This window comes from Actinoplanes sp. SE50/110 (assembly GCF_900119315.1).
Lineage (GTDB): Bacteria > Actinomycetota > Actinomycetes > Mycobacteriales > Micromonosporaceae > Actinoplanes.
In genome coordinates this window covers 287,511-311,456 of sequence record NZ_LT827010.1, presented here as the reverse complement: position 1 = coordinate 311,456, position 23,946 = coordinate 287,511, and the positions used below count along the sequence as shown (strand labels likewise).

The 23,946-nt window shown below is 72.6% G+C and carries 20 protein-coding genes; 19 read left to right on the top strand and 1 reads right to left on the bottom strand.

All coding sequences use genetic code 11. The annotated features are described in order from the left end of the window. Position 1: 1 nt before the first annotated feature. Positions 2-2,293: a FlgD immunoglobulin-like domain containing protein gene (locus ACSP50_RS01360; protein ID WP_014687353.1), complete on the bottom strand. Its 2,292-nt coding sequence runs from the start codon at positions 2,291-2,293 to the stop codon at positions 2-4. Positions 2,294-2,393: 100 nt separating this feature from the next. Here ACSP50_RS01360 and ACSP50_RS01355 point away from each other — a divergent pair, with 100 nt between their 5' ends. The 19 genes from ACSP50_RS01355 (at position 2,394) to ACSP50_RS01265 (ending at position 23,934) form a co-directional block, all read left to right on the top strand. Next, positions 2,394-2,930 carry a PadR family transcriptional regulator gene (locus tag ACSP50_RS01355; protein ID WP_014687352.1) on the top strand — a complete coding sequence of 179 codons (537 nt, stop codon included), beginning with the start codon at positions 2,394-2,396 and terminating at the stop codon, positions 2,928-2,930. Further along, entirely contained in the window at positions 2,927-3,613 is a 687-nt protein-coding gene (locus ACSP50_RS01350) for an ABC transporter ATP-binding protein (RefSeq protein WP_014687351.1), read from the top strand. Before ACSP50_RS01355 ends, ACSP50_RS01350 begins: the two co-directional genes overlap by 4 nt. Then, complete coding sequence (locus ACSP50_RS01345; protein ID WP_014687350.1) at positions 3,610-5,112, top strand: FtsX-like permease family protein; 1,503 nt, start codon at positions 3,610-3,612, stop codon at positions 5,110-5,112. The genes ACSP50_RS01350 and ACSP50_RS01345 overlap by 4 nt, the downstream gene beginning before the upstream one ends. Before the next feature lie 29 nt (positions 5,113-5,141). Next, positions 5,142-5,831: a hypothetical protein gene (locus tag ACSP50_RS01340; RefSeq protein ID WP_063713987.1), complete on the top strand. Its 690-nt coding sequence runs from the start codon at positions 5,142-5,144 to the stop codon at positions 5,829-5,831. Between the two features lie 171 nt (positions 5,832-6,002). After that, a complete protein-coding gene (gene thrS, locus ACSP50_RS01335) occupies positions 6,003-8,000 on the top strand; it encodes a threonine--tRNA ligase (RefSeq protein WP_014687348.1) in 1,998 nt (665 codons plus the stop codon). Between the two features lie 282 nt (positions 8,001-8,282). Beyond that, positions 8,283-9,476, top strand: coding sequence for a hypothetical protein (locus ACSP50_RS42900; RefSeq protein ID WP_014687347.1), 1,194 nt, complete (start codon positions 8,283-8,285; stop codon positions 9,474-9,476). Continuing rightward, positions 9,476-10,708, top strand: coding sequence for an MFS transporter (locus ACSP50_RS01325; RefSeq protein WP_043510641.1), 1,233 nt, complete (start codon positions 9,476-9,478; stop codon positions 10,706-10,708). Before ACSP50_RS42900 ends, ACSP50_RS01325 begins: the two co-directional genes overlap by 1 nt. Before the next feature lie 9 nt (positions 10,709-10,717). Then, a complete protein-coding gene (locus ACSP50_RS01320; RefSeq protein ID WP_014687345.1) occupies positions 10,718-11,440 on the top strand; it encodes a TauD/TfdA family dioxygenase in 723 nt (240 codons plus the stop codon). 11 nt (positions 11,441-11,451) lie between these two features. Next, positions 11,452-12,363: a 2OG-Fe dioxygenase family protein gene (locus ACSP50_RS01315; protein WP_014687344.1), complete on the top strand. Its 912-nt coding sequence runs from the start codon at positions 11,452-11,454 to the stop codon at positions 12,361-12,363. Further along, positions 12,360-13,271 (top strand): fatty acid desaturase, encoded by a 912-nt coding sequence (locus ACSP50_RS01310; RefSeq protein WP_014687343.1) that lies wholly within the window; start codon positions 12,360-12,362, stop codon positions 13,269-13,271. The genes ACSP50_RS01315 and ACSP50_RS01310 overlap by 4 nt, the downstream gene beginning before the upstream one ends. Continuing rightward, positions 13,268-13,675 (top strand): GFA family protein, encoded by a 408-nt coding sequence (locus tag ACSP50_RS01305; RefSeq protein ID WP_014687342.1) that lies wholly within the window; start codon positions 13,268-13,270, stop codon positions 13,673-13,675. The genes ACSP50_RS01310 and ACSP50_RS01305 overlap by 4 nt, the downstream gene beginning before the upstream one ends. A gap of 14 nt (positions 13,676-13,689) precedes the next feature. Continuing rightward, entirely contained in the window at positions 13,690-14,976 is a 1,287-nt protein-coding gene (locus ACSP50_RS01300) for a hypothetical protein (RefSeq protein WP_014687341.1), read from the top strand. A gap of 2 nt (positions 14,977-14,978) precedes the next feature. Then, positions 14,979-16,142, top strand: coding sequence for a MalY/PatB family protein (locus ACSP50_RS01295; protein ID WP_014687340.1), 1,164 nt, complete (start codon positions 14,979-14,981; stop codon positions 16,140-16,142). Beyond that, on the top strand, positions 16,139-17,356 hold the full coding sequence (locus tag ACSP50_RS01290) for an ATP-grasp domain-containing protein (RefSeq protein ID WP_014687339.1): 1,218 nt from the start codon (positions 16,139-16,141) through the stop codon (positions 17,354-17,356). Before ACSP50_RS01295 ends, ACSP50_RS01290 begins: the two co-directional genes overlap by 4 nt. Before the next feature lie 147 nt (positions 17,357-17,503). Next, positions 17,504-18,748 (top strand): glutamate-cysteine ligase family protein, encoded by a 1,245-nt coding sequence (locus ACSP50_RS01285; RefSeq protein WP_014687338.1) that lies wholly within the window; start codon positions 17,504-17,506, stop codon positions 18,746-18,748. A 93-nt stretch (positions 18,749-18,841) separates the two neighbouring features. Then, positions 18,842-19,960, top strand: a complete 1,119-nt coding sequence (locus ACSP50_RS01280; RefSeq protein WP_014687337.1) for a sigma-70 family RNA polymerase sigma factor — start codon at positions 18,842-18,844, stop codon at positions 19,958-19,960. Between the two features lie 63 nt (positions 19,961-20,023). Further along, entirely contained in the window at positions 20,024-21,856 is a 1,833-nt protein-coding gene (locus ACSP50_RS01275) for a SpoIIE family protein phosphatase (protein WP_014687336.1), read from the top strand. Positions 21,857-21,985: 129 nt separating this feature from the next. Next, positions 21,986-23,128, top strand: coding sequence for a glutamate--cysteine ligase (locus tag ACSP50_RS01270; RefSeq protein ID WP_014687335.1), 1,143 nt, complete (start codon positions 21,986-21,988; stop codon positions 23,126-23,128). A gap of 275 nt (positions 23,129-23,403) precedes the next feature. Beyond that, positions 23,404-23,934, top strand: a complete 531-nt coding sequence (locus tag ACSP50_RS01265) for a DUF6069 family protein (protein ID WP_014687334.1) — start codon at positions 23,404-23,406, stop codon at positions 23,932-23,934. The last annotated feature ends 12 nt before the right edge of the window (positions 23,935-23,946 follow it).

Here is a 23,946-nt window from a genome sequence, read left to right as displayed (position 1 = left end):
CTCACCTCGACGCGGCCGCGGAGACGTTCACCGTCGCGGTCGAGGGGGTACCGGACACACCGCCCGCGACGGCCGCGAAGGTGAGCTGGTACCTGCCGGCGGCCGCCGGCCTCCCGTCCGCCCGCAGGCCGTCCCAGGTGACCTGGGCGGTCCGGTCGGCCGGCCCGCCGGTGAGGGTGCGCACGACAACGCCGTTCTGGGTGATCGTCGCCGTCCAGACGTCGACCGGCCGGTTCAGCGTGAACGACCACGACGAGCTCTGACCGGCGGCCGGGTTCAGGTTGCCGGCGGGCCGGCCGACGACGGCCGGGGCGGACCGGGCGACGCCGGTGTCGATCACGTGGATGGTGTTCGCGGCGTCGACGTAGGCGACGTCGCCGCTGTACTTGTCGACGGCCCAGGTGATGTTCCGGTCGTCGGCGAGGGTGCCGCGGGGGATGGTGCCGAGGGTGGCGCTGCGGCCCAGGGTGCCGCGCAGACGCAGATCGATCCGGATCAGCTTTCCGGTCGCCGCGTCGTGCCGGACCAGATAACCGTCGCCGAGCAGGTACTGCGCGGGCGGGACCTGCCGGCTGGTCTTGGTGACCCCGTCGTAGACGCCGGCCGGGCCGGCGGTGCCGCAGCTCCAGTACACGTACCGGTCGGTGGCCTGCAGCTCGGACGGGGTGCAGGCGGCACCGATGGGGATCGCCGGCGAGCTGACCCGGGTGGTCACGTTCGTTGGCTGGATCTTGCCGGGGAGCCCGGTCCACAGGGTGTTGAACCAGAGTGCGGCGCCCGTGATCGGCCGCTGGACGACATCCGTGTCGCCGGCACCGGCGCGCAGGATCACCTGAACGTTCGCCCGCGGGAAATCGGAGACCACATATTCCAGCCCGGCGTCGACGACCGCGGCATCGTTGACGGTCAGTCCCGAGATGTCGGTGTCGACAGAGGGGCGAGCCACCGAATCCATCGTCAACACTGAATAACCGGCCGCGAACGACGTGCCGTACCGGTTGCCGTCCACGGTCCGGATGCAGAAGGCGGCCGGTTGGCACAGGAACGCGCCGACCCGGCCCCCGTCCACCGGCACCTGCCGGTCGATTCCCTCGCTCAGATGGTGATTGATCAGATGAAGGAAGGTGTATTGGTCGCCGGCCCAGGTCACCGTCTGCACCCGGCGCACCATCCCCTGCGAGATGGTCACCCCGGTGGTGCCGGCCTTGGCGCTGAGGTCCGCGAGCCGGGTGTCCCCGGCGGCGGTGATCCGGTGGATTCCCCAGTCACCGCTGTCGGCCCCGCCCACGACCACGGCCCCGTCCTCGGCCTGCGTCAGGCTGCCGCTGCCGGGCTGGGACTGCGCGAACAGCGTGCGGTGCGATCCGTCGGCGGAGTAGCGATAGACGGCCGGCGCCACGCCGCCGCCCCGGGGCTCGGGGCTGGCGAGCACGTCGTTGCCGGCCAGCGCCAGGCGGTACTGCTGGGTGAGGGGCAGGTGGATCGGCTCGGGGCTCGCGGGTGCGGTGCCGTTCAGCACCGCGGCACGGTCGAAGATCTCGGCAGTCCCGGTGTCCGCCCCTTCGTCGAGCAGCGCGACGCGGCCGGCCGAGAGCAGGACGGACGAGGCGACGGTGGCCCGGTTTCCGCCGAACGGCGAGACCTTCCCGGACGCCAGGTCCAGCAGGCCGAACTGCCAGCCGAAGGTGTTCGGCTTGCCCCCGAAGCGGATCACCATGCCGGTGCTGTCGCCGCGGACCGCAAGGATCGACGCGGTGCCGGCCGGTATTCCGGTCATCGGGACGTCGATCGACGAGCCGTCGACGGCGAAATGGCGCAGCGCCGGGGTGGCCGACGACGAGCGCACATACCAGGTGTCACCGTAGACGGCTCTGAAGTCGGCCGTCCTGGGCCGGTGCTGCCAGGTCATGGTGCCGAGGTCGAGGGTGCTCACCGTGTCGGCTTCGGAGTGCCCGTCGACATCCGCGTCCACGTACACCGTGTCACCACCGGCGGACACGAAGTCGCCGGGATACAGCCGGCCGAGGGTGGTCACCGTCGTGGTGGTGTGGTCGGCGTACGTCGTCCACTGCCACGTGCCGCCCCCGTTCGCGCGGGAGTGCAGATAGCCGGTGCGGCCGGCGAACGCCACGTGGTCTTCCCGGTACTCGAACGGCGGGTCGGCGGGAATCGTCGCGACCTCGTGCGGATTCGACAGCGGCACCGTCGCGGACGCCGGGGCGGCGACGGAGATTCCGGTGAGGGCGAGAAGAGAACAGCAGGTGGCAGCAAGGCCACGCCGCGTCATGGGCATGGTTCAGTCCCCCGTAGTAGTGCGCGCAGCTTAAAGATCGATGTCTGTCCGGCGCAAGAACGACTTGACCACAGCTATTCGCTCAGTGAATAGTTGCGTCATGTCCACCGCTCACGTGCTCCTGGGTCTGCTCGCCGACGGGCCACGGCACGGCTATGAGCTGAAGCGTGCGCACGACGACCGCCTCCCCCTGGCGAAACCGCTCGCCTTCGGCCAGGTCTACGCCACCCTGGGCCGCCTGGAGCGGGACGGCCTGGTCGTCCGCTCCGGGCAGGATCAGGAGTCCGGCCCGGAGCGCACCTCCTTCGAGCTGACCAGCCTCGGGCGGGACCGTCTCGCCGCCTGGCTCACCGAGGTCGAGCCGCCCGCGCCCCATGTGACCAGCACCCTCTTCAGCAAGGTGGTCGTCGCCCTACTGGCGGCCGGCGCCGACCGGGCGCGCGACTACCTGGTCGCCCAGCGCGCCGCCCACATGGCCCGGATGCGCGAGCTGACCAGCACGAAGACCATGCCCGGCGCCTCCGTCGGCGACATCGTCGCCGCCGATTACGCCATCGGGCATCTCGATGCCGACCTGCGCTGGCTGCAGACCACCCTGGCCCGGGTCGCCGACCTGCACAAGGAAGTGACAGCGTGAGCACACCACTGTTGACCGGCACCGGGATCGTCAAGAGTTACGGCGCCACACCGGCGCTGCGCGGCGTGGACGTCACCGTCGGCGCCGGGGAGATCGTCGCGATCACCGGGCCGAGCGGCTGCGGCAAGTCGACGCTGCTGCACTGCCTGGCCGGCATCATCCGGCCGGACGCGGGCTCGGTCGTCTACCGCGATCAGGATCTGACCCTCTGGTCGGAGGCGTCCCGGTCCCGGCTGCGGCGCACCGAGTTCGGCGTGCTGTTCCAGTTCGGCCAACTGGTACCGGAGCTGACCGCGGCCGAGAACGTCGCGCTCCCGCTGCTTCTCGCCGGTTCGGGGCGGCGAGAGGCGCGGGGCGCGGCGCTCGGCTGGCTGGACCGGTTCGGGGTGGCGGAGGTGGCCGACAAGCGGCCCGGCGCGATGTCCGGCGGCCAGCAGCAACGGTGCGCTGCGGCCCGGGCGCTGGTCACCGAGCCGGCGGTGATCTTCGCGGACGAGCCGACCGGTGCGCTCGACCAGCTCAGCGGGGAGCAGGTGATGGCGGCGATGGTGCAGGTGGTGCGGGAGCAGGGCAGCGCGGTCGTGCTGGTCACCCACGAGGCGCCGATCGCGGCGTACGCCGATCGGGAGATCGTCCTGCGCGACGGCGCCGTGGACGCCAGCGGCATCGGGATCTTCGGATGAGGGCCGGCACGCTGGTCCGGCTGAGTCTCGCCGGCAACCGCACCGACCGGCTGCGCACCGCGCTCACCGCGGGCAGTGGGGCGCTGGCCGCGCTGGCCCTGCTGGCCGCCGCCACGGTCGCCGCGATCCACGGCGGCGAGTGGGTATACGACCCGGCCGATCCGGCCCGCCGGTCCAACCTGTCGCCGGGCTCCAGCCAGTACTCGAGTGCCCTACTCGCCGAGCACGGCCTGCGTCCGGGCGTGATCTTCGCGCTGGTCATGCTGGCCCTGCCGGTGTTGGCCCTGGCCGGGCAGTGCATCCGGCTGGGCGCCCCGGCCCGGGATCGGCGGCTCGCCGCGCTCCGGCTGGCCGGCGCCACCCCGGGGGAGACGGCGCTGGTCGCCGGCGCCGAGACCGCGGCCGCCGGGCTGCTCGGCTCGCTCGCCGGCTACGGCCTCTTCCTGCTGCTGCGCGTCCTGCTGAACCGGCGCACCGCGGACGGCAAGCTGCTCCTGCCCACCGATGTGCTGCCCGGCCCGGTCGCGACCGTCCTGGTGCTGCTGCTGGTCCCGGTGCTGTCCGGGCTGATCGGCACGCTGCTGATGCGCCGCGTGGTGGTCACCCCGCTCGGCGTGGTCCGGCAGATCCGCGACGACGGCCCGCGGCCCTGGCCGGGCGTGCTGATCGCGGTGGGTCTCGTGCTGTTCGCGCCGCGCACCCTGCACCTGATCCCGCCGGGCTGGCATGTGCCGGACTGGACGCCGCTGGTGATGATGGGCGCCAGCGTGCTGCTGGTGGTGATCGGCGTGGTGCTCGGCACCGGCTGGATCTCGTACACCACCGGTCGCCTGCTCCGCCGGTTCGGTCGCGGCCCGGTGACCCTGCTGGCCGGAGCCCGCCTGATGGCCGACCCGTGGAACGGCAGCCGCACCCTCGGCGCCCTGCTCGCCGCGGTCGTCTTCGGCGCCGGCACGCTGGGTTACCGTGCCGACCTGGCCGCCGACTTCGCCGCGCGGGAGCGGTTCGACCAGCTCACCGATCCGCAGTACGGCCGGTACGGCCCGGCTTTCGACACCGGCTTCTACTTCGGGGCCATCCGCCTGATCCTGGTCGCGGTGGTGCTGGCCCTGGTGGTCGCCTCGGCCGGCATCCTGGTCACCTTCGCCGAGGGCATCACCGCCCGGCGCCGCACGTTCGCCGCGATGACCGCCGGCGGGGTGCCCCGCGGCAAGCTCGGCGCGATGCTGTTCTGGCACACGTTCGCTCCGCTGCTGCCGGCGCTGCTACTGGCCCTGACCGCGGGGGTGTCGCTGATCCGCACGATGCGCACCGAGGTCGACGTGTCGGAGCCCGGCCCGGCCGGCGATCTCGCGGTGGTGCACATGCCGATCCCGCTCCCCCTGGCCCAGCTGACCCTCCTGGGTGCCGCCACCCTGGCCACCATGCTCCTGGTGACCGGCGCCGGTCTGCTGGTGCTGCGCGCCGGCACCGATCTGGAGGAGTTGCGCGCGGGATGACGCCCCCGGATCCGGGTAGTCCACCGGTCATGAGACTGCTGACCGCCGCCGTCGTGATCGGACTCGGTGTCCGCGTCGTGCGCTCGCGCCACCGGCGATTCCTGCACCCCGCGGGTCGTTCGTTCGCCGGCACGCTGGAGATCTGGGGTGGCGCCGAGCCGCTCGGTGCCACCCTGCTCGACACCCCGGCCGTGCACGACGTGACGGTCCGCGTCTCCAAGGGCGCCGGCACGAGGGGCGCCCGCGTCGACATCCGTGGCGTCGCGGTCCGGGTCGGCCCGGCTGACCTGCTGCTCTCCTCGACCGGCCGGACCGCCCTGACGAAGCGGCTTCCGGTTCCCCGACTGAGTTTCGACACGGTGTACGGCGCGATCACCCCGTACCGGACTGGCACCCGCAAGCTCTATCTGGAGGCGGTCCCGGATCCGGACGCCCGCCCGCTGGGCCGGGCGCTCTCCTCGATCCCGGCGGGCGCCGCGCTGCTGCTGCGCGCCGACGACCGGACGGTCGGCCGGGTGGCGCTGCGGCACGCCCTGCCCGAAGCGACCGATGCGGCGCTGGCCTTCGATCCGATCCGCAACGCCACACCCGACCTGCACCCCACCGGCCTCATCCACGGTTCCCGGGCGCTGGCCTACCGCCTCAGCCAGCGCTGGCGCGGGGCCACCCCGCCGGCCACGGATCCCGCGGCGCTGGCCCGCACCGTCACCCACCACTGATCGGCGTCACTGCGGCAGGAACTCCCGGAGCTCGGATCAGCACCGGTCGCCGGGCTGGGGCACCGGCGCCGGCGCCGGCGCCGGCTGAGATCGTGTGTCTCTGCGATCGCCGTTCCGGTGCGCGGATAGCATGCGAAGCACACCGTTCGTACTTGATGAAGGAGATCCGCCGTGTCTGCACCCCTTACTCCCGTCGTGGCCGACCCCGTCGTCGTCCCGGCCGGGACGACGGCGGCCGACGCGGTGTCCGCGGCCGGCCTGCCGAGCAGCGGCCCGAAAGCGATCGTGGTGGTCCGCGAGGCTGACGGCCGGTTGCGGGACCTCGCCTGGATTCCGGAGGCCGACGCCGAGGTGACGCCGGTGGCGATGGATGAGCCGGACGGGTTGAACGTGTTGCGGCATTCGGCGGCGCATGTGCTGGCGCAGGCGGTGCAGGAGGTGTTCCCGGAGGCGAAGCTGGGGATCGGGCCGCCGATCCGGGACGGTTTCTACTACGACTTCGATGTCGAGAAGCCGTTCCAGCCCGATGATCTGGCGAAGCTCGAGAAGCGGATGCAGGAGATCGTCAAGGCCGGTCAGACGTTCCACCGGCGGGAGTACGCGTCGCTGGACGAGGCGAAGGCGGAGCTGGCCGCGGAGCCGTTCAAGCTGGAGCTGGTCGACATCAAGGGTGAGGTGGACCCGGAGGCCGCGGCGGTCGGGGCGGGTGAGTTGACCCATTACGACAACCTCGACCGGGACGGCAAGCGGGTCTGGGGCGACCTGTGCCGGGGGCCGCACCTGCCGTCGACCCGGTTGATCCCGGCGTTCAAGCTGATGCGCTCGGCCGCCGCCTACTGGCGCGGCTCGGAGAAGAACCCGCAGCTGCAGCGCATCTACGGTACGGCGTGGCCGTCCCGCGATGAGCTGAAGGCGTACCTCCACCGTCTTGCCGAAGCCGAGCGCCGGGATCACCGCAAGCTCGGCACGGAGCTGGACCTGTTCTCCTTCCCCGATGAGATCGGGTCGGGTCTGCCGGTCTTCCACCCGAAGGGTGGGGTGATCAAGCGGGAGATGGAGGACTACGTCCGGGCCCGGCACATCGAGGAGGGCTTCCAGTATGTGGGGACCCCGCACATCACCAAAGAGGGACTGTTCCACACCTCGGGACATCTGCCGTACTACAAGGACACGATGTTCCCGCCGCTGCAGATGGAGGGCGCGGACTACTACCTCAAGGCGATGAACTGCCCGATGCACAACCTGATCTTCAAGTCGCGCGGGCGGTCGTATCGTGAGCTGCCGCTGCGGCTGTTCGAGTTCGGCTCGGTCTACCGCTACGAGAAGTCCGGCGTGGTGCACGGCCTGACCCGGGTGCGCGGGTTCGCCCAGGACGACTCCCACTCCTATGTCACCGCCGAGGGCGCCGCCGACGAGGTCCGGCACCTGCTGAACTTCGTGCTGTCGCTGCTGCGCGACTTCGGGATGGACGACTTCTACCTGGAGCTGTCGACCCGCGACCCGAAGAGCGACAAGTTCATCGGCTCGGACGAGCAGTGGGCGGTGGCCACCAAGGTCCTGGAGGACGTCTGCATCGAGTCCGGGCTCGACCTGGTGCCCGACCCGGGCGGCGCGGCGTTCTACGGTCCGAAGGTGTCGGTGCAGGTCAAGGACGCGATCGGCCGGACCTGGCAGATGTCGACCATTCAGTACGACTTCAGCCAGCCGGCCGGCTTCGGCCTGGAGTACCAGGCGGCGGACGGCTCGCGTCAGGAGCCGGTGATGATCCACTCGGCGAAGTTCGGCTCGATCGAGCGGTTCTTCGGCGTGCTCACCGAGCACTACGCGGGTGCGTTCCCGGCCTGGCTGGCGCCGGTGCAGGTGGTCGGCATCCCGATCCGCGACGACCACGCCGACTACCTGTCGTCGTTCGTGGAGCGCCTGCGCCGGGAGGGCATCCGGGCCGAGGTCGACTACTCGTCGGACCGGATGCAGAAGAAGATCCGCACCGCCCAGCAGCAGAAGATCCCGTTCATGGCGATCGCCGGCGACGACGACGTGAACGGCGGCACCGTGTCGTTCCGCTACCGGGACGGCTCACAGCGCAACGGCGTGACGCTCGACGAGGCCGTGGCGCACGTGGCCGAGGTCGTCCGCTCCCGCGTGAACACCGGTCCGTCAGCAGCCTGACCTGCAATTTCCCACTAAGGGCGGCCGCTTCGGCGGGCGCCCTTTTCGGTATCCCCTAACGCCTGTCCGGAACCCCTTCGTCGGCCCCGCGGTCGATCATCGGCTGGTTTTCTTGTCACATCGAGTTAAACCGATTGCTACGAAAGGGGACTCCCATGATCCGCGAAGAGAGCCGTGACCTCGCCGACCTGACCTTCATGGTCTGCTGAGCGATCCCTCAGGTGTGGGGTGGGCCGGCCCGCGCGGCCGGTCCACCCACCGGACCCACGGAGTGGACGAACTGTGAACCTGCCCTACGCACGCGTGCCGGGGAACCCGCCGTTCGCCGCGGCCCGTGTCCTCGACGTCGCCGCCCTGCGGGACATGTGGCTCCCGTGGATCTCCATGGAGGCGGCCCCCACGACCCACGTCGTCGCCCGCAACTCGTACCTGACCTGGACGTACGTCTGCCGCACCGATTCCGCTGACATCTTCGCCCGGCCGTGGCTGTCGATGTACGCCTCCGGTGGCCTGCGCGCCTTCGTCCTGGACCAGGCCCGCGCCGTGGACCACCTCCAGCAGGAGGAATCCTGCCCGGCCGAGATGAAGGAACTGCGCGACACCTGGCTCGGCTGGTTGCACGGCGACGACGTGCTGCGCCGGCTGCAGGCCACCGCGCTGCTCGGCACGCTCACCACGACTCTGCCGCTGATCGGCACCGACGACCCGGATCCGGCCGTCGCCGACCCGGTGCACCAGCACTGGTGCTACGAGCGGGCCAAGGCGATCCGGGCACGCGACCTCGGGCACGCCCCGAGCGCCGCCACCATGGAGTACCTGGCCGAATCCGCGATCGAGCCGGCCATCCGGATGCTCGCGCTGGTCCACCTGATCACCTACGGGATCCGCTTCGGCATGGAGTCCGACCGGGTCGGCGGATGGGTCGAGCAGGCCGGCGCCGTCGTGCCGGCCCTGGCCGAGCACCCGCACTGGCTGGGCCTGACGGTGGAGAACCGCCTCCAGCGGGTGCTGGCCCTGCGGTACGCCCGGCAGAACGACGACGCGGCGGTCCGGCGGACCCTGGCGCGGGCCGTCGAGCTGGACCGAGCGCTGGCCGCCTACGCGGACGACTCGATCCTGCTCCGCAGCCTGTCCACCGAGATACACCGGCTCCTGCTGGACGTGCAGGTGCGCTACGAGACCAAGTGCGGCACCCTGGCCACCGCCGCGCCGATGATCGCCGAACTGGACCGTATCGAACCACACTATCCGGACAGCCGGTCCGCGATCGGCGCGCTGTACGCGGCCAACGACCTGCCGGACCGGGCCGCGGCACAGTTCGAGCAGGCCGCCGCGGGCGGCTCGGTCCTCGGTGCGATCGCCGCCTTCCGGGCCTTCGAGTGCCACCGGCTGGCCGGCGACCGGGACGGCGCCGAACGGTCACTGCTGCTGCTGGCCGACCTGGACCCCGCGGCCGACATCGGGCGGTACACATGATGACCGTCCTGACGAGTTGGTGGCGGGCCAACCTGCCCGCCGACCCGGCCGGGCGGCGCTTCGTCGCCGGCTCCCTGGTCGACAACCTGGGCAGCGGCGTCCGCGACGTCATCCTGCCGCTGTTCCTGGTGCAGATCGCCGGGCTGCCGGTCGCCGAGGTCGGCACCGGCCTGCTGGTCTCCGGACTGATCGGGCTGCTGGGCGCGCCGTTCGCCGGCCGCGCCGCCGATCGGGCCGGCGCCAAGACCGCCCTGACCCTCGGCTGCACGCTGAACGCGGTGGTCTCCTGCCTGCTGATCTCGATCCACTCGCTGGCGGCGATGTGCCTGCTCCTCGCGGTGTCGCGGGTGGCCACCCAGTTCTCCCGCGTCGGCCGGCTGACCATCCTGGCGCACGTGGCCGGCGAGCGGCGCAACACGCTGCGCGCCCAGATCAACATCTTCAACAACGTGGGTGTCGCGGTCGGCATGGGCGTCAGCGCGACCGCGCTCACCCTCGGCACCCGCTCGGCCTACCTGGCCGGCTTCCTGCTCGACGCGGTGACGTTCCTGATCGCGGTGGCGATCCAGCTGCCGATCCGGGTGGACGCGATCGCCGGCCCGGCCGTGACACCGCCGCGGGCGCCGGCGCCGTGGCGACATCTGTTCACCGATCACCGGTACGCCGTGGCGACCGCGTTGAACGGGCTGCTCTGCCTGCACCAGGCGATCCTGTTCCTGGGCATTCCCCTGTGGATCGCCGCCACCCACCTGGTGCCGCGGCCGGTCACCGCGGTGCTGTTCCTGCTCAACCTGACCCTGGTCATCGCCCTGCAGGTCCGGTTCTCCGCCCCGGTCCGCGGTCTCGCGCCGGCCGCGCGGTCGTGGCGCCGGTCGGCGACCGGTGTCGCCGGGGCCTGCGCGCTCATGGTGGCCGCCACCCGGGTGGACTCGACCGCGGTCCGGGTCGCCCTGGTGGTCGGGGCGGGCGCCCTGCTCACGCTGGGCGAGCTGTGCTACTCAGCCGCCGAGACGGAGATCTCCACCGTCCTGGCGCCGGCCGAGCACCGCGGCCTCTACCAGGGAGTCTTCGTCCTGGGCCGGGACGCCGCGCAGACCGCCGGGCCGCTCGTGGCCGCGCTGTTCTGCGTGTCGTTGCACGCCTGGGGGTGGGGGCTGTTGCTGGCCGGCTTCGCGCTCTTCGCCGTGCTGGCGCCGGCCGCGGTCCGGCACCCCGAGCCGGTCAGCGTCTAGGAGGACCCGATGATCCAGCAGCTGGCCCCCGGCACCGTCTCGTTCGCGCGGTTCGACGAGGCCGAGTACCGCCGCGTCCTCGACGAGCACGGCTTCGTCCGAGCCGTCGACGTGCCGGACGGCTTCGACCACGCCGCGTTCCTGAGCCGGTTCGGCCGGTTCCGTCCCGGGCCGTCCGGCAAGGTGATCGACGACATCGTCGCCGAACCCGGCATGGACGACGTCTACTACGGCTCCAACCGTCGGGCGCTGCTGCCGCACACCGAGGGGTACGAGTTCGCCGGCCTGCCGCCGCGCTACCTCGCCCTCTGGTGCCGGACCCCGGCCGCCGGCGACGGCGGCCAGACCACAATCTTCGACAGCCGTCCGGTCCTGGCCGGGCTGTCCGCGGCCGAGCGGGACTTCCTGCGGCGGACCACCTTCGACTTCGTCTCCAGCGAGGGCCTGCGCCGGCACGGGCTGGGCCAGACCAACCGGCATCCCATGCTGGAGACCGTGGACGGCATCGAGCTGCTCCGCTTCTCCTGCAACAACGTCCGGCTGGGCGAGCGGGACGGGCCGGCCCGGTCGCTGATCCGGCGGGTGCTGGACGCCTGGGACGACGGGCACGTCGCCGTGACGTACGCCCGCAACGATCTTCTGCACTTCGACAACTGGCGGGTGCTGCACTCGCGCAACGCGTACACCGATCCGCGGCGCCATCTGCGCCGGATACAGCTCGACCAAGTCTGAGGAGGGATGACGTGCCGGATCTCGCTGAGGCACTCGACGACATCGGCGAACTCAAGCGCCGGTACCGGGCCGAGGGGGCCGTCTTCGTCGACGGTTCGCGGCTGGCTCCGGTGCTGCGCGGCCTCGGGGCGACCCGGGCCGACCTCGACCGGCTCCGCCGCGTCGGTGACCGCCTGCCCGAGGACCCGACCCTGCCGTTCCGCAGGTCACGCAACGGGCGGTTCTGCTACGACGCCGAGGCCGGCCGCGCATACCGGCTCGAATTCCAGCCGTTCGTGCTCTCCCAGGAGGAGGACTTCGTCCGGCACGACTCCGGCATGGTCCGCAAGTTCGCCGAGATCGGGCCGGACCTGCAGGACAACACGGCCGCACAGGCCCTGATGACGTTCCAGTTCCTGATGATCGGCGACGTCGACATCCGCCCACGGCCGCATCTGGACTACTCCACCGCCCGGTGGATCCTCACCCTGTTCCACCTGCGGACCATCACCACGCCGCAGATGCTCGGGCAGCCGGCGCTCGAGGGTGTGCACAGCGACGGCGTCGACCACACCATGACCACGCTGATCGACAGCCGCAACATGACCCCGGACAGCGCGATCACCTACCTGCACGACCGGCGCGAGCGCAACGGCACGCCGTGGTACGCGGTCGACCCCGCCCACGTCGTCGGTCATCACCAGCACCGCGGCTTCCTGGACACCATGCTGGTGGCCGACCACGAGCGCAAGCACAGCGTCACCCCGGTGCGGGCCGAGGATCCGACGGACAACGCCACCCGGGACATGCTGATCTTCTTCACCCGCCGGCCCGCCACCGAGAACCACATCTCCTTCCCGTACGACTCGCAACGCCCGCACGCCGCGACGCCGATGGAGATCGACATTCCGGCGTACGCCATGACCGGCGCGGTTCGACGATGACCACCGCCGTCACCCCACCGCGTGCCGGCCTGGACCGGTCGGTGCTGATCGCGCTGGCCGGTGTGGTGCAGCGCCGGGTGCTGCTCACCATGACCGCGATGGCCGCCCTCTACGCCGGCGCGCTGACCCTCGCACTGCGCCTGGACGAGCCGGTCGTCACGGTCGCCGCGACGCTGGCGCTGACCATGGTCATGTCCGGTTTCATCCAGGCCGCCCACGACTGCGTGCACGGCTCGCACCTGCGGTCCCGGCGCGCCAACCGGGTCATGGGCGCCGCCTGGTGCACCCCGATCCTGATCAACTTCACCAACTACCGCTACCAGCACCTGGTCCACCACCGGTTCACCGGTGTCCCGGGCGACACCGAGCCGGAGAAGACCTTCACCGGCCTCGGCGCATACCTCTACTCGATGAGCGGCATCACGCTCTGGCGCTACAACGTCATCACCGCCACCCGCACCTGGCAGCACCGATTCCCGGCCAGTGTCACCGGCCACCCGGACCGGCGCCGCGCGTCGCGGCAGGACAACCTGGTCATCTGTCTCTGGGTCGCGGTCGCGCTGACGCTCACCGCGATTTTCCCGTACGCCGTTCTGCTCGGCTACTGGCTGCCCCTGCTGGCGTCCACCGTGGTCGCGCGGTTCACCGGGCTCACCGAGCACTACGGGCTGTGGGGTGTGCCGGACATCGAGCGCAACACCCGCACCGTGCGGTCGAACCCGGTGATGCGCTTCTTCATGTGGAACGCCAACTACCACGCCGAGCACCACCGGTTCCCGGCCGTGCCGACGCTGAACCTGCACCGGCTGCACCGGGCGCTGCCCGAACCGCATCCGCTGCAGGCCGCCTCGTACACCGCATTCCATCTGCGGCTGATCCGGCATCTCACCCCAGGAGAGACGTCATGAGCGACGCCCAGGAGCGGACCTGGCACGACGGGCGATGCCACTGCGGCAACGTGCGTTTCTCGGTCTCGCTCACCAGCCACCTGACCGTGACCCTGTGCAACTGCGGGATCTGCCACATGTCCGGCCATCAGGAGCTGATGCTGCCCGAGGACTTCTTCCGGCTGCACCAGGGACAGGAGTTCCTCAAGCCGTACCGGTTCGGCACGATGGTCGCCGACCACACGTTCTGCGCGGTCTGCGGCATCATGCCGTTCTACCGTCCCCGGTCCCACCCGACCGGCTACTTCAGCGTCAACGCGCGCTGCCTCGACCTCAGCTTCGCCGAGCACGTCGAGTACGCCGAGTTCGACGGGCAGAACTGGGAGGCCAGCATCGCCGCCGGCCGGCACAAACTGACAGCCTAGGCGGGACGACCGGCATGCGCAGAGTCATCATCGTCAACATCCGGGCCGACTACGCGGCCGACATCGTGCACCGGCTGCCCTCGGTCACCTCCTGCCTGCGGCTGATCTGGATGGCCCGGCCCGGCGACGTGGTGGTGGTTCCGGCCGCGGTCGCCCCCGGGTTCCTCGCCCACATCGAGGCGACGCTGGGCTGGCCGACCGGGTCGGTGCGGGTGCTGTCCTGGCCGGGCATCCTCAGCGACGAGGTGCTGACCTCCGACGAGTTCACCGCGGCGCTGCGCCCCCTGCTGGACGCGACCGGCTGGACGGTGGCGCCGTGCTTCGTCACCGAGGGCACCGCCGCCCTGGCCGACCGGCTCGGGCTGCCGCCGGCGCCGGGTGACACGTTCGCCGCCCAGCGCGGGTTCGAGCTGTTCAACCGCAAGTCGCACTTCCGCCAGATCGCGGCCGGCGCCGGCCTGCCGCTGGCCGCCGGGTCGATCGCGCGCTCCCCCGGCGCGCTGTCCCGGGCGATCGGACGCCTGCTGCCGGAGACCGGGCGGGTGATCGTCAAGACTGACAACGCCGGTGGCGGCAGCGGCAACATCGTGCTGACCAGCGACGACAGCGGCCCGCTGCCCGGCGCCCGGGAGACCCGGCGGATACGTGGTGACCTCACCGGGGTCGGCCGGCGCATCTGGGACGAACTGACCGACGACGGCAGCCGGGTCGTCGTCGCCGAGGCGTACCACCCGGCGGTACGGATGTTCTACTTCGAGTACCTGATCGACGAGGCCGGCCGGGCGCGGTTCCTGAACTCGGGAAGCATCCGCCTGGAGCCGGCCGGCGACCCGGACGCGCCCGCACTGTCCTGGATCGGCCTGCGGATCCCGGCCGACCTGCCGCCGTTCAGCCTGACCGAGGCGGCCACCTGGGCCGCGGCGTACGCCGGTCACGCCGCCCGGCTCGGCTACCGCGGCCACCTCAACATCGACGCCATGCTCACCCCGGACCAGCGGCTGATCTTCAACGAGTGCAACGGGCGCTGGGGTGGCGGGCTGGTCCTGCACGAGGTGGCAGAACGCCTGCTCGGGCCGCGATACGCCGACCGCTGGCTGCTGACCAACCTGCGCGACGTCCCGGCCGTCCCGCCCGGGTCGCTGCCCGGCCTCACCGGGGACGGCGTCATCGTGCTGGCCGCCGACCCGGACGGCGGGGAGCCGACCGAGTGCCTGCTGTTCGCCGAGACCCCGGAGCGGCTGGCGGCGATCGAGGACACGGTCCGGGACGCGGCTTCGCGGCTGACCGGAACACCGGTCTGACCGTGGATCGCGGCGGCGGACCCACGGTCGCGGCACTGCGTGCCGCCGGCCATCTCAAGTGGACCGGCGACGGTCCCGGCCTGCTCGGCGCCTCGGTCGCGGAGATGGATTTCGGCACCGCCCCCGCGGTGGCGACGGCACTGACCCGGGCGATCGACGACGGGCTGCTCGGCTACCTGCCCCCGGCCCTGGCCCGGGCCGCGGCCCGGGCCTGCGCCGACTGGCAGCGCACGGCATACGGGTGGGCGGTCGCGGACGACGACGTGCGCCTGGTCCCGGACGTGGTCCGGGCCCTGCACCTGGCGATCGCGCACTTCTCCCGGCCCGGCTCGCCGGTGATCGTGCCGGTGCCGGCGTACATGCCGTTCCTGACGGTGCCCGCGATGCTGGACCGGGAGATCATCGCGGTGCCGATGGCGCAGCACCACGACGGCGCGCCCCGCTTCGACCTGGACCGCCTGGACCGGGCCTTCGGGGCGGGCGGCGACCTGCTGCTGCTCTCCTCGCCGCAGAACCCGCTCGGGCACGTCCCGGACAGCGGCGAGCTACTGGCGTTGTCCCGGGTCGTCGACGCCCACGGCGGCCGGGTGTTCGCCGACGAGATCCACGCGCCGCTGGTCTACACCGGGCGGCGGCACATCCCGTACGCGTCGATCTCACCGGTCACCGCGGGGCACACGCTGACCGCCACCTCGGCCTCGAAGGCGTGGAACGTGGCCGGGCTCAAATGCGCGCAGGTGATCCTGAGTAACGACGCCGACCGGAAACGCTGGGACCGGCTCGACCGGCTGGCCACCGACGGCACCTCCACGCTGGGCGCGGTCGCGACCGCCGCCGCCTTCCACGACGGCCGGGGCTGGCTCGACTCGGTGCTCACCCGGCTGGACCACAACCGGTGGCGGCTGGCCGACCTGGTCCGCGACCGGCTGCCCGGCGTCCGGTACGTTCCGCCGGCCGGCACCTACCTCGCCTGGCTGGATCTGCGCGGCCTGCGCCGGCGGCCGGACGACCTGGCCGGCGTCGTCGCCCGTCACGCGCGGGTCAGTGTCGTCGACGGGGCCGACTGCGGCGCCCCCGGCTTCCTCCGCCTGAACTTCGCCACCACCGAACCGATCCTCGTCCGGATCGTCGACCAGCTGGCCGGGCCGTTAGGAGAGTGGACATGACCACCGTCGTCGTGCTTGAACCCCAGTCGTCCGGGCTGTCCCTGCTGCGCTACGGCAAGGCGGCCGGCCACCGGATCGTGGTGCTGTCCCGCGACGCCGGCGACCGGCGCGTGCCGGACGACCACCGCCGCTACATCGACGAACTCATCGAGGTCGAGACCAACGACCAGGCCGCGGTCGATGCCGCCCTGGACCGGCTGCCCCGGATCGACGCCGTCGTACCGGGCCTGGAGTTCCACGTCGGCGTCGCCGCCCGGGCCGCCGCCCGCCTCGGGCTGCCCGGCCTGCCGGTCACGACGGTCGACCTGGTCCGCGACAAGCACCTGATGCGGGCCGCTCTCGACCGGGCCGGACTGCCGGCGCCCCGCTGGGCGGCGGTGACGTCACCCCGGGAAGCCGTCCGGGCGGCCACCGCCATCGGCTACCCGCTGGTGCTCAAACCGGCCGACTTCTGCGGCAGCTTCCACGTCACCAAAGTCACCGACGAGGTGGAGCTGACCGCCGCGTACCGGCGGATGGCCGCCGACGAGACCCGCGACTTCGGCCGCACCGCCGGCGCCCGCGCGCTGGTCGAGGAGTATCTGACCGGGCCGGAGCTGAGCGTCGAGGGATACGTGCACGACGGCAGGGTCACGGTGGCGGCGATCGTCGAGAAGAGACTGTCGCCGGAGCCGTCGTTCGTCGAGATCGGACACGTCGTGCCGGCCGAGCTCGACGCCGGCGTCGCGGACCGGATCCGGCGGCACACCGGGGCGGTCGCCAGGGCGCTCGGCGTCACCATGGGGCCGTTCCACCACGAGATCCGGCTCACCGCGGACGGCCCGGTCACCATCGAACTGGCGGCCCGGCTGGCCGGCGGCCAGATCTACGAGCTGATCGAACTCACCACCGGCGTCTGCCTGCCGCGCGCGATGCTCGCCGGCTATCTGGGGCGGGCGCCCCGGGAGACCCGCACGAAGGACGCGGCCGGCGCGGCGGCAACGGTGTTCTTCATCCCGGCCGGGCCGGTGTCCGGCACCCGTGCGCTCGGCGCGGATCGGGTGGAATCGCTGCCGGGGTACGTGCGGCACCGGTTCACCGTCGTCCCGGGTGCCGCGGTCCCGGCGGGCACCGACCATCGGTGCCGGCTCGGCTACGCGATCCTGCGGGCGGGCAGCACCGCGGAGGCCCGCCGGCTCAGCACGACCGCCGCCGGACTGGTCACCTTCGAGTGAGGCGTCTCGCCGCCGCGGCGCACTCCGCCACCGCGCACCGTGTCGAGGGCGCGGGGCGTTTCGGCGAAGCCGGGTGTTTCGGCGACGCGGGGCGGGGAACGCGTCCGCGTCATCGCACCATCGCCCAGGGCGGATCGGACGTCACTCATGGCCGCGGCAACCTTCACCACCCTCCTGACACCCGCCAACGCCTGCGCGGCGCTGCCCGTCGTGGTCGAGGAGGAGCTGCTGCTGGCCGACCGGGACACCGGAACGGCCGTCCCGGCCGATGAGGCGCTCGCCGCGGCCCTGGCGCCGCACGGACGGGTCATCGGTGGGACGGTGACGCTGGTGTCGTCGCCGTCGACCGCTCTCACCACCCTCCGCGCGGATCTGCTGCGCGGCCGACGAGCGGCCGCCGCGGCCGCCGCGGAACACGGCGCGCACCTGCTGGCGGTCGGCATGACGCCCGAAGACCCGGCGGCGGCCCTCTGCGGCCTGACGATTCACGTCGGTGTTCCCGACGGCCGGGCGGCGGTGCGGGTATGCCGCCGGTTGCCGGCCTGGTTGCCGGTCGTCGAGGCGCTCACCGCCAACTCGCCGTTCGCCCGCGGCGCCGACACCGGCCACGCGAGCTGGCGTTTCGTGCAGGCCCAACGGCGCGCGCTCGGCGCGTTCGGGCCGGCCCTGCGGTCAGCCGGCGCGATCGCCATGACCCCCTCGGGCGCCGGGGCCTCGCGGTCCGACGAAGCTTTGCCATCCGGCGAGGCTTCGCTATCCGGCGAACCTTTGCGATCCGGCGGACCTTTGCGATCCGGCGAAGCTTCGCTATCCGCCGCAGCTTCGCTATCCGCCGGAGCTTTGCGATCCGCCGGAGCTTTGCGATCCGGCGAAGCGGCCATCGAAGCGGCCGCCGCGGTGTCCGCGGCCGTCCAGGCGGCGGAGGCCGGCCTGCCGGAGTCGCTGCGCTACTGGCGGGTGCGGCCGAGCCCCACGCCGGCGGTCCAGATCCGGGTCGGCGACGTGGGCCTGAGCGCCGACGACACGGTCGTGGCGGTCGGTCTGCTGCGAGCCGCCGTGCTCGCCGCGGTCCAGGACACCGGGCCCGGGCACCGACCGGTCCCGGTGGGTCCGGCGGTGCTCCGCGCTGCCCACTGGCGTGCGTCCCGGCAGGGTCTGCAGGCCCGGCTGTTCGACCCGGCGAGCGGCCGCCCCGCGCCGTCCTGGCACGTCATCGATCAGATCGCGGCGGCCATGTTCCTCCCGTCGGGCGATTTCGAGACGGTACGCGACGGGTTGGCGCGTCTGCGCGACGAGGGCAACGGCGCCGACCGGCAGCGCCGGATCGTGGCTCGGGCCGACGACGGCCGGGCCGTCCGCTCGGCGCTCGCCCGACTGACCATCCAGGGATGAGCCGATCTGCCGTCATCGACGAATGGCTTCGCGGATCCCGGGCATCCCGGACTCGACGGCGCACGTTCGTTGATGAACGCTGGGGGTTCTCTCATGCCTACGACAACTGGGGTGACGATCGAGGACGACCTCGATCTGATCGCCGAGGAGTACGCGCGTCTGCTGGCCACGGCCGACCAGGCCACCGATCGGCGCCTGCGCGCGGAGATGATCGATCGGATGGTGCCGTTCGCCCGGCGCCTGGCCCAGCGTTACCGGCACAGCGGCGAGCCGTTCGAGGACCTCGTGCAGGTCGCCTCCCTCGGCCTGGTCAAGGCCGTGTCCCGCTACCTGCCGGAGCGGGGGTCGTTCACCGCGTACGCCGTCGCCACGATCAGTGGAGAGTTGAAGCGGCACTTCCGGGACCACACCTGGTCGGTCCGCGCGCCGCGCCGCCTGCAGCACCTGGCCGCGCAGACCAGGGTGGCCGAGGTCGAGCTGGCGCACGAGCTGGGCCGGGCGCCGACCGAGGGGGAGGTGGCGCAGCGCTGCCACATCGACTCGGAGACGCTGGACGAGGCCCGGACGGCGGCGAGCGGATACCGTGCCGTGTCGCTGAGTCTGCCGCTCGGCGAGGGCGACGGCGAGCTCGCCGATCTGCTGGGCAGCGCCGACCCCGCGTTCAACCAGGTCGCCGACTATCTCGCGGTGGCCAAACTCGCCCGCCGGCTCCCGCCGCGGGTCCGCCGGATCCTGATCCTGCGCTTCTACCAGGACCGTACCCAGGCCCAGATCGCCGCCGAGATCGGCATCTCGCAGATGCACGTGTCCCGGGTGCTCACCCGGGCCCTGACCTGGTTGCGCGAGGCGCTGCTGCAGGACACGGTGCCGCCCTGGCCGGGCAACGACGCCGACCCGATGGACGGCCGGGTGGTCAGCCGCCTGCGGCCGGACGGCGCGACCGAGGCCCGGATCTGCGGCGAGATCGACGCGGACAGCGCCGTCCTGCTGCAGGAGACACTCATGGACACGCTGCGCCGGCTGGGCGGCGGCGCGCTGGTCCTCGACCTGGCCGGGGTGTCGCTGCTGAGCGCCGCCGGAGCGCGCGTGCTGCGCGGGGTGGCGGACGCCGGACGCGCCCACGGCGTGACGGTCCGGCTGACCGGTGTGCGGCCCACCGTCCGCCGGGTCGTCGCGGTCGCCGGCCTGACCCGCCTGCTGGCGCCCGCCTGATCTTCTTTCGGTACGCGGATGAGGTTTGATGGACCTCAGACAGCGCAGAACGGGGAGGCTTCGGTGCCCGACGCTCCGGACGAGCTCGACGTGCAGGTGGGCCGGGCGCGGGCGGTCCGTGCCGTCTTCGACTCGATGCCCGTGGCGCTCGCCGGGCTGACCGGCCCGCAGCACCGGGTCGATGCGGTCAACCACGCCTTCCGCGAGGTGTTCGGCGGCTTCGCCGTGGTCGGCCTGCCGCTGTCCGTGCCCGCCCTGTTGGACATCTGTGACCAGGTTTTCGTCTCCGGTGTGCCGCAGACGTTGGACGGCTGGCCGGCCGGGGACCGGGAGATCGACCTGACGGTCGCGCCGCGCCGCGACGCCGCCGGCTCGGTCGCCGGTGTCGAGCTGATCGGTGTCCCCCGGCGGGAGTCCGCGGCGGCCGGCGACGAGGTCGCCGCGGTGCAGCGCGAGCTGCTGCCCACCGGTCTGCCGCTGCTGCCGTCCGTGCGCCTCGATGGCGGCTACCTGCCGGCCGGGGACGCCGACGCGGCCGGTGGTGACTGGCTCGACGCGGTCGCGCTGGGCGAGGGCCGGGTCGCGCTGATCGTCGGGGACGTGGTCGGGCACGGCGTGGCCGCGGCCGCCGCGATGGGTCAGCTGCGGGCGGTGCTGCACGACCGGCTCGGCGCGACCGGCGACCTGCTCGACGCGGTCGGTGCCGCCGACCGACTGGCCCGCCGCGTGCCCGAGGCCTACGCCGCCACCGTGTGCATCGTCCAGCTCGATCCGGCCGACGGCCGGCTCACCTACTGCTCCGCCGGCCACCCGCCGCCCCTGCTCGCCGGTCCGCGCGCGGCCCGCTTCCTGCCCGCGTCCGGGCACGGGCCGCTCGGCACCGGCGCCACCTACCTGGCCCGGACCGCACGGCTGGAGCCGGACGAGATCGTGCTGCTCTACAGCGACGGTCTGATCGAGCGGCCCGGCGGCACCCCGGCCGCCGGGAACGACGCGCTGTGCCGGGCGGTGGCGGGCGCGCTGTCCGGCCCCGGCCCGCGGGACGTCCTCACCGCGCTGGACCTGCTGATCCAGCGGACCGGCCACACCGACGACATCACCGTGCTCGTGGCGGCCCGGCGCGACCCGCCGCCATCGCTGCGGCTGACCGCGCCCCCCGGGTCGGTCTCCGTACGCGGCCTGCGGGCCGGCGTCGAGGACTGGGCCGATGCCCTCGCCACCGGCGACCAGGATCGGGTCGCGTTCGCTCACGTGGTCACCGAGCTGGTCACCAACGCGCTGGAGCACGGCGCCGGCACGGTCACCCTGACCGCCGGGGTGAGCCCGGACGGCGAGGCCCGGATCACCGTCGCGGACCAGGGTCGCTGGCGGGAGCGGCCGCGGCCCGGCGACGACGACTTCCGCCGCGACCACGGCTTCGGGCTGGCCATGGTCGCGTCGTTCGCCGACCGGCTGGACATCGACACCGGCGCGGTCGGCACGACGGTCACGGTCCACCGCCGCCTGTCGCGGCCGCTCCGGCCGCTGACCGCCGGACAGTCCGGCAGTGTGCGGCCCGGCGCGGATCCGGAGCTGATGATGATCGTCGACCAGCCAAACGCGCCGAGCAGTCGGGTGGCGATCCACGGCCCGCTGGACGCCGGCAACGTCGACGACCTGAGCGCCGAGCTCGATCGGCTCACCCTGGGCGGCAGTCACGACCTCGTCGTCGACCTCAGCGCGGTCACCCTGCTGGCCAGCGCCGCGGTCAGCCAGCTGTACCGCAGCGACCCGCGGGCCACCGGCCGGCGCTGCCCGCTGCGGCTGTACGCCCCCGCCGGCAGCACCGCCGATCAGGTTCTCACCCTGGTCGACCTGCCACATGCCACCGTCGATCCGCACGCTCTGGCACGCTGAGCGGCCCGGCGAGCGGCCGGGCCGCCTGGCAGGTGGTCGGTTGGCGTGGTTTATCACTATATGCCAGGGGTAGGCAGGCCGCCCGCGCCGGAACGGCCCGGCGCACCGCAAGCCGAAGGACGATGCCCCATGAGCTCGATGACCGCGACCGCCACCACCACGACCGGACCGGACACACCGCCGGCACTCACCCTCGGGGTCGAGGAGGAGTTCCTGCTGCTCGACCCGGCCACCGGCGGCAACGTACCGCTCGCCGACCGGGTCACCGCCGCCCTGCCGGAGCCGGTCCGCAGCCGCAGCCGGCGGGAGATGCGACGCAGCATGGTGGAGGTGGTCACCGGGGTCTGCACCGGACTGCCCGACATGCGGGCGCAACTGGCGGAGCAGCGCCGGGCGGCGGCCGACGCGGCCGACGCGGCCGGCGCCCACTTGGTCGCCATCGGGGCCACGCCGGTGACCGAGCAGGACGTCACCGTGCCGCCGGACCCGCGATATCAGGATCTCGTGACCCGGTACGGCCCGGTGGCCCTCGACCCCGCGGCCTGCGGCCTGCACGTGCACGTCGGCGTGCCGGACCGGGAGATCGCCGTGCAGGTGTGCAACCACCTGCAGGTGTGGTTGCCGGTGATCCGCTCGCTCACCGGCAACTCACCGTTCTTCCAGGGTGTCGACACCGGACATGCCAGCTGGCGGTCGGTGCAGCTGCTGCGCTGGCCCAGCATGGGTCCGACCCCCTACTTCGCGTCCGCCCGCGAGTACGACCGCACGGTGGCCCAGCTGGTCGCCTCCGGGATGGTGCTCGACGAGGCCGCCATCTACTGGTACGCCCGTCTCTCCCCGACCTATCCGACCGTCGAGATCCGGGTGGGTGACGTCTGCACCGACATCGACGACACCATCCTGGTGGCCGCGCTCGTGCGGGCCGCCGTCGCCACCGCGATCGCCGACATCCGCGCCGGCCGGCCCGCACCCCGCCCGCGGGACTGCCTGCTGAACGCGGCGAACTGGCAGTCCGCGCACGACGGGCTCAGCGGGGACCTCATCGACCTGCGCCTGGGCCGCGCCCGGCCGGCCTGGGAATTCATCGACGAGTTCGTCGCCACGGTCAGCCCCGCGCTGCGGGCGGCCGGTGACCTGGAGACGGTGCTCGACGGGCTCACCCGGCTGCGGGCCGGCGGCGACGGCGCCACCCGGCAACGCGCGATCCACCACGGAACCGGCGACCTGCGCGCGGTGCTGGCCACCCTGGCCGCCTGGACCCGTGCCGGCTGAGCGGCCGGTCGATCAGCTCGGCGGGCAGCACCGTACAGGGGGAATTCCTCGAGATCCTTTTCCGCCGCCGGCGGCCTGCCATGCGGGTGGGCACGACGCGGCGAGGGTCACCAGACCCTGATCCCGGAAGGGGACACAAACCTCCGGACTCGCCAGTGGCGCTCGCGCGTCCCTTCGCGCCCACCCGGGCGGGCCGGCGAAACGGCGCCCGAGGTGCCCGGTATGAACGGTCCCGGCGGGGGTAAGCGACCGGCCTCCCACCGAAAGGACCTGCCATGACCGGCTACGGCGACGACGTCGGTACGACATCGGACCGGTACACCATCAACGCCGGCCGCTACTGGGCCAGCGCCGTCGCGGCCGCCCTGGTCGCGGCCCTGGTCGCGATCGCCGGCGTACTCATCGCCCGCGGCCTGTTCGACGTGCCCGTGCTGGCCCGTCGCAGCCACGGCGCCTGGGGCGACGCACACACCGCCACCTACGCCACCGGCGCCGCGCTGGCCACCCTCCTCGCCGCCGGCCTGCTGCACCTGCTCACCCTGGCCGTCGCCGAGCCGCGCCGCTTCTTCCGCTGGATCATGGCCCTGATCACCCTGATCGGCGTCATCACCCCGCTGACCCTCGCCGACAAACCCGGCCCGAGAATCGCCACCGCGCTGATCACCCTGGCCATCGGCGTCACCATCACCGCCATCCTGGACAGCGTCGCCTCCGCCACCAGCCACCCCCGCCCTGCCGAGCAGCGCGACGCCCTGGCCGCCACCCGCCGGTGGACGGCCGAGCCCCCAACGTACCGGCAAAGTTGATCATTAACGGGG

What these genes read in the sequence shown, in the direction of transcription:
- ACSP50_RS01360 (WP_014687353.1), bottom strand. Translation starts at nt 2,293, where the DNA reads ATGCCCATGACGCGGCGTGGCCTTGCTGCCACCTGCTGTTCTCTTCTC.
- ACSP50_RS01355 (WP_014687352.1), top strand. Translation starts at nt 2,394, where the DNA reads ATGTCCACCGCTCACGTGCTCCTGGGTCTGCTCGCCGACGGGCCACGG.
- ACSP50_RS01345 (WP_014687350.1), top strand. Translation starts at nt 3,610, where the DNA reads ATGAGGGCCGGCACGCTGGTCCGGCTGAGTCTCGCCGGCAACCGCACC.
- ACSP50_RS01340 (WP_063713987.1), top strand. Translation starts at nt 5,142, where the DNA reads ATGAGACTGCTGACCGCCGCCGTCGTGATCGGACTCGGTGTCCGCGTC.
- ACSP50_RS01325 (WP_043510641.1), top strand. Translation starts at nt 9,476, where the DNA reads ATGACCGTCCTGACGAGTTGGTGGCGGGCCAACCTGCCCGCCGACCCG.
- ACSP50_RS01320 (WP_014687345.1), top strand. Translation starts at nt 10,718, where the DNA reads ATGATCCAGCAGCTGGCCCCCGGCACCGTCTCGTTCGCGCGGTTCGAC.
- ACSP50_RS01310 (WP_014687343.1), top strand. Translation starts at nt 12,360, where the DNA reads ATGACCACCGCCGTCACCCCACCGCGTGCCGGCCTGGACCGGTCGGTG.
- ACSP50_RS01305 (WP_014687342.1), top strand. Translation starts at nt 13,268, where the DNA reads ATGAGCGACGCCCAGGAGCGGACCTGGCACGACGGGCGATGCCACTGC.
- ACSP50_RS01300 (WP_014687341.1), top strand. Translation starts at nt 13,690, where the DNA reads ATGCGCAGAGTCATCATCGTCAACATCCGGGCCGACTACGCGGCCGAC.
- ACSP50_RS01290 (WP_014687339.1), top strand. Translation starts at nt 16,139, where the DNA reads ATGACCACCGTCGTCGTGCTTGAACCCCAGTCGTCCGGGCTGTCCCTG.
- ACSP50_RS01285 (WP_014687338.1), top strand. Translation starts at nt 17,504, where the DNA reads ATGGCCGCGGCAACCTTCACCACCCTCCTGACACCCGCCAACGCCTGC.
- ACSP50_RS01280 (WP_014687337.1), top strand. Translation starts at nt 18,842, where the DNA reads ATGCCTACGACAACTGGGGTGACGATCGAGGACGACCTCGATCTGATC.
- ACSP50_RS01270 (WP_014687335.1), top strand. Translation starts at nt 21,986, where the DNA reads ATGAGCTCGATGACCGCGACCGCCACCACCACGACCGGACCGGACACA.
- ACSP50_RS01265 (WP_014687334.1), top strand. Translation starts at nt 23,404, where the DNA reads ATGACCGGCTACGGCGACGACGTCGGTACGACATCGGACCGGTACACC.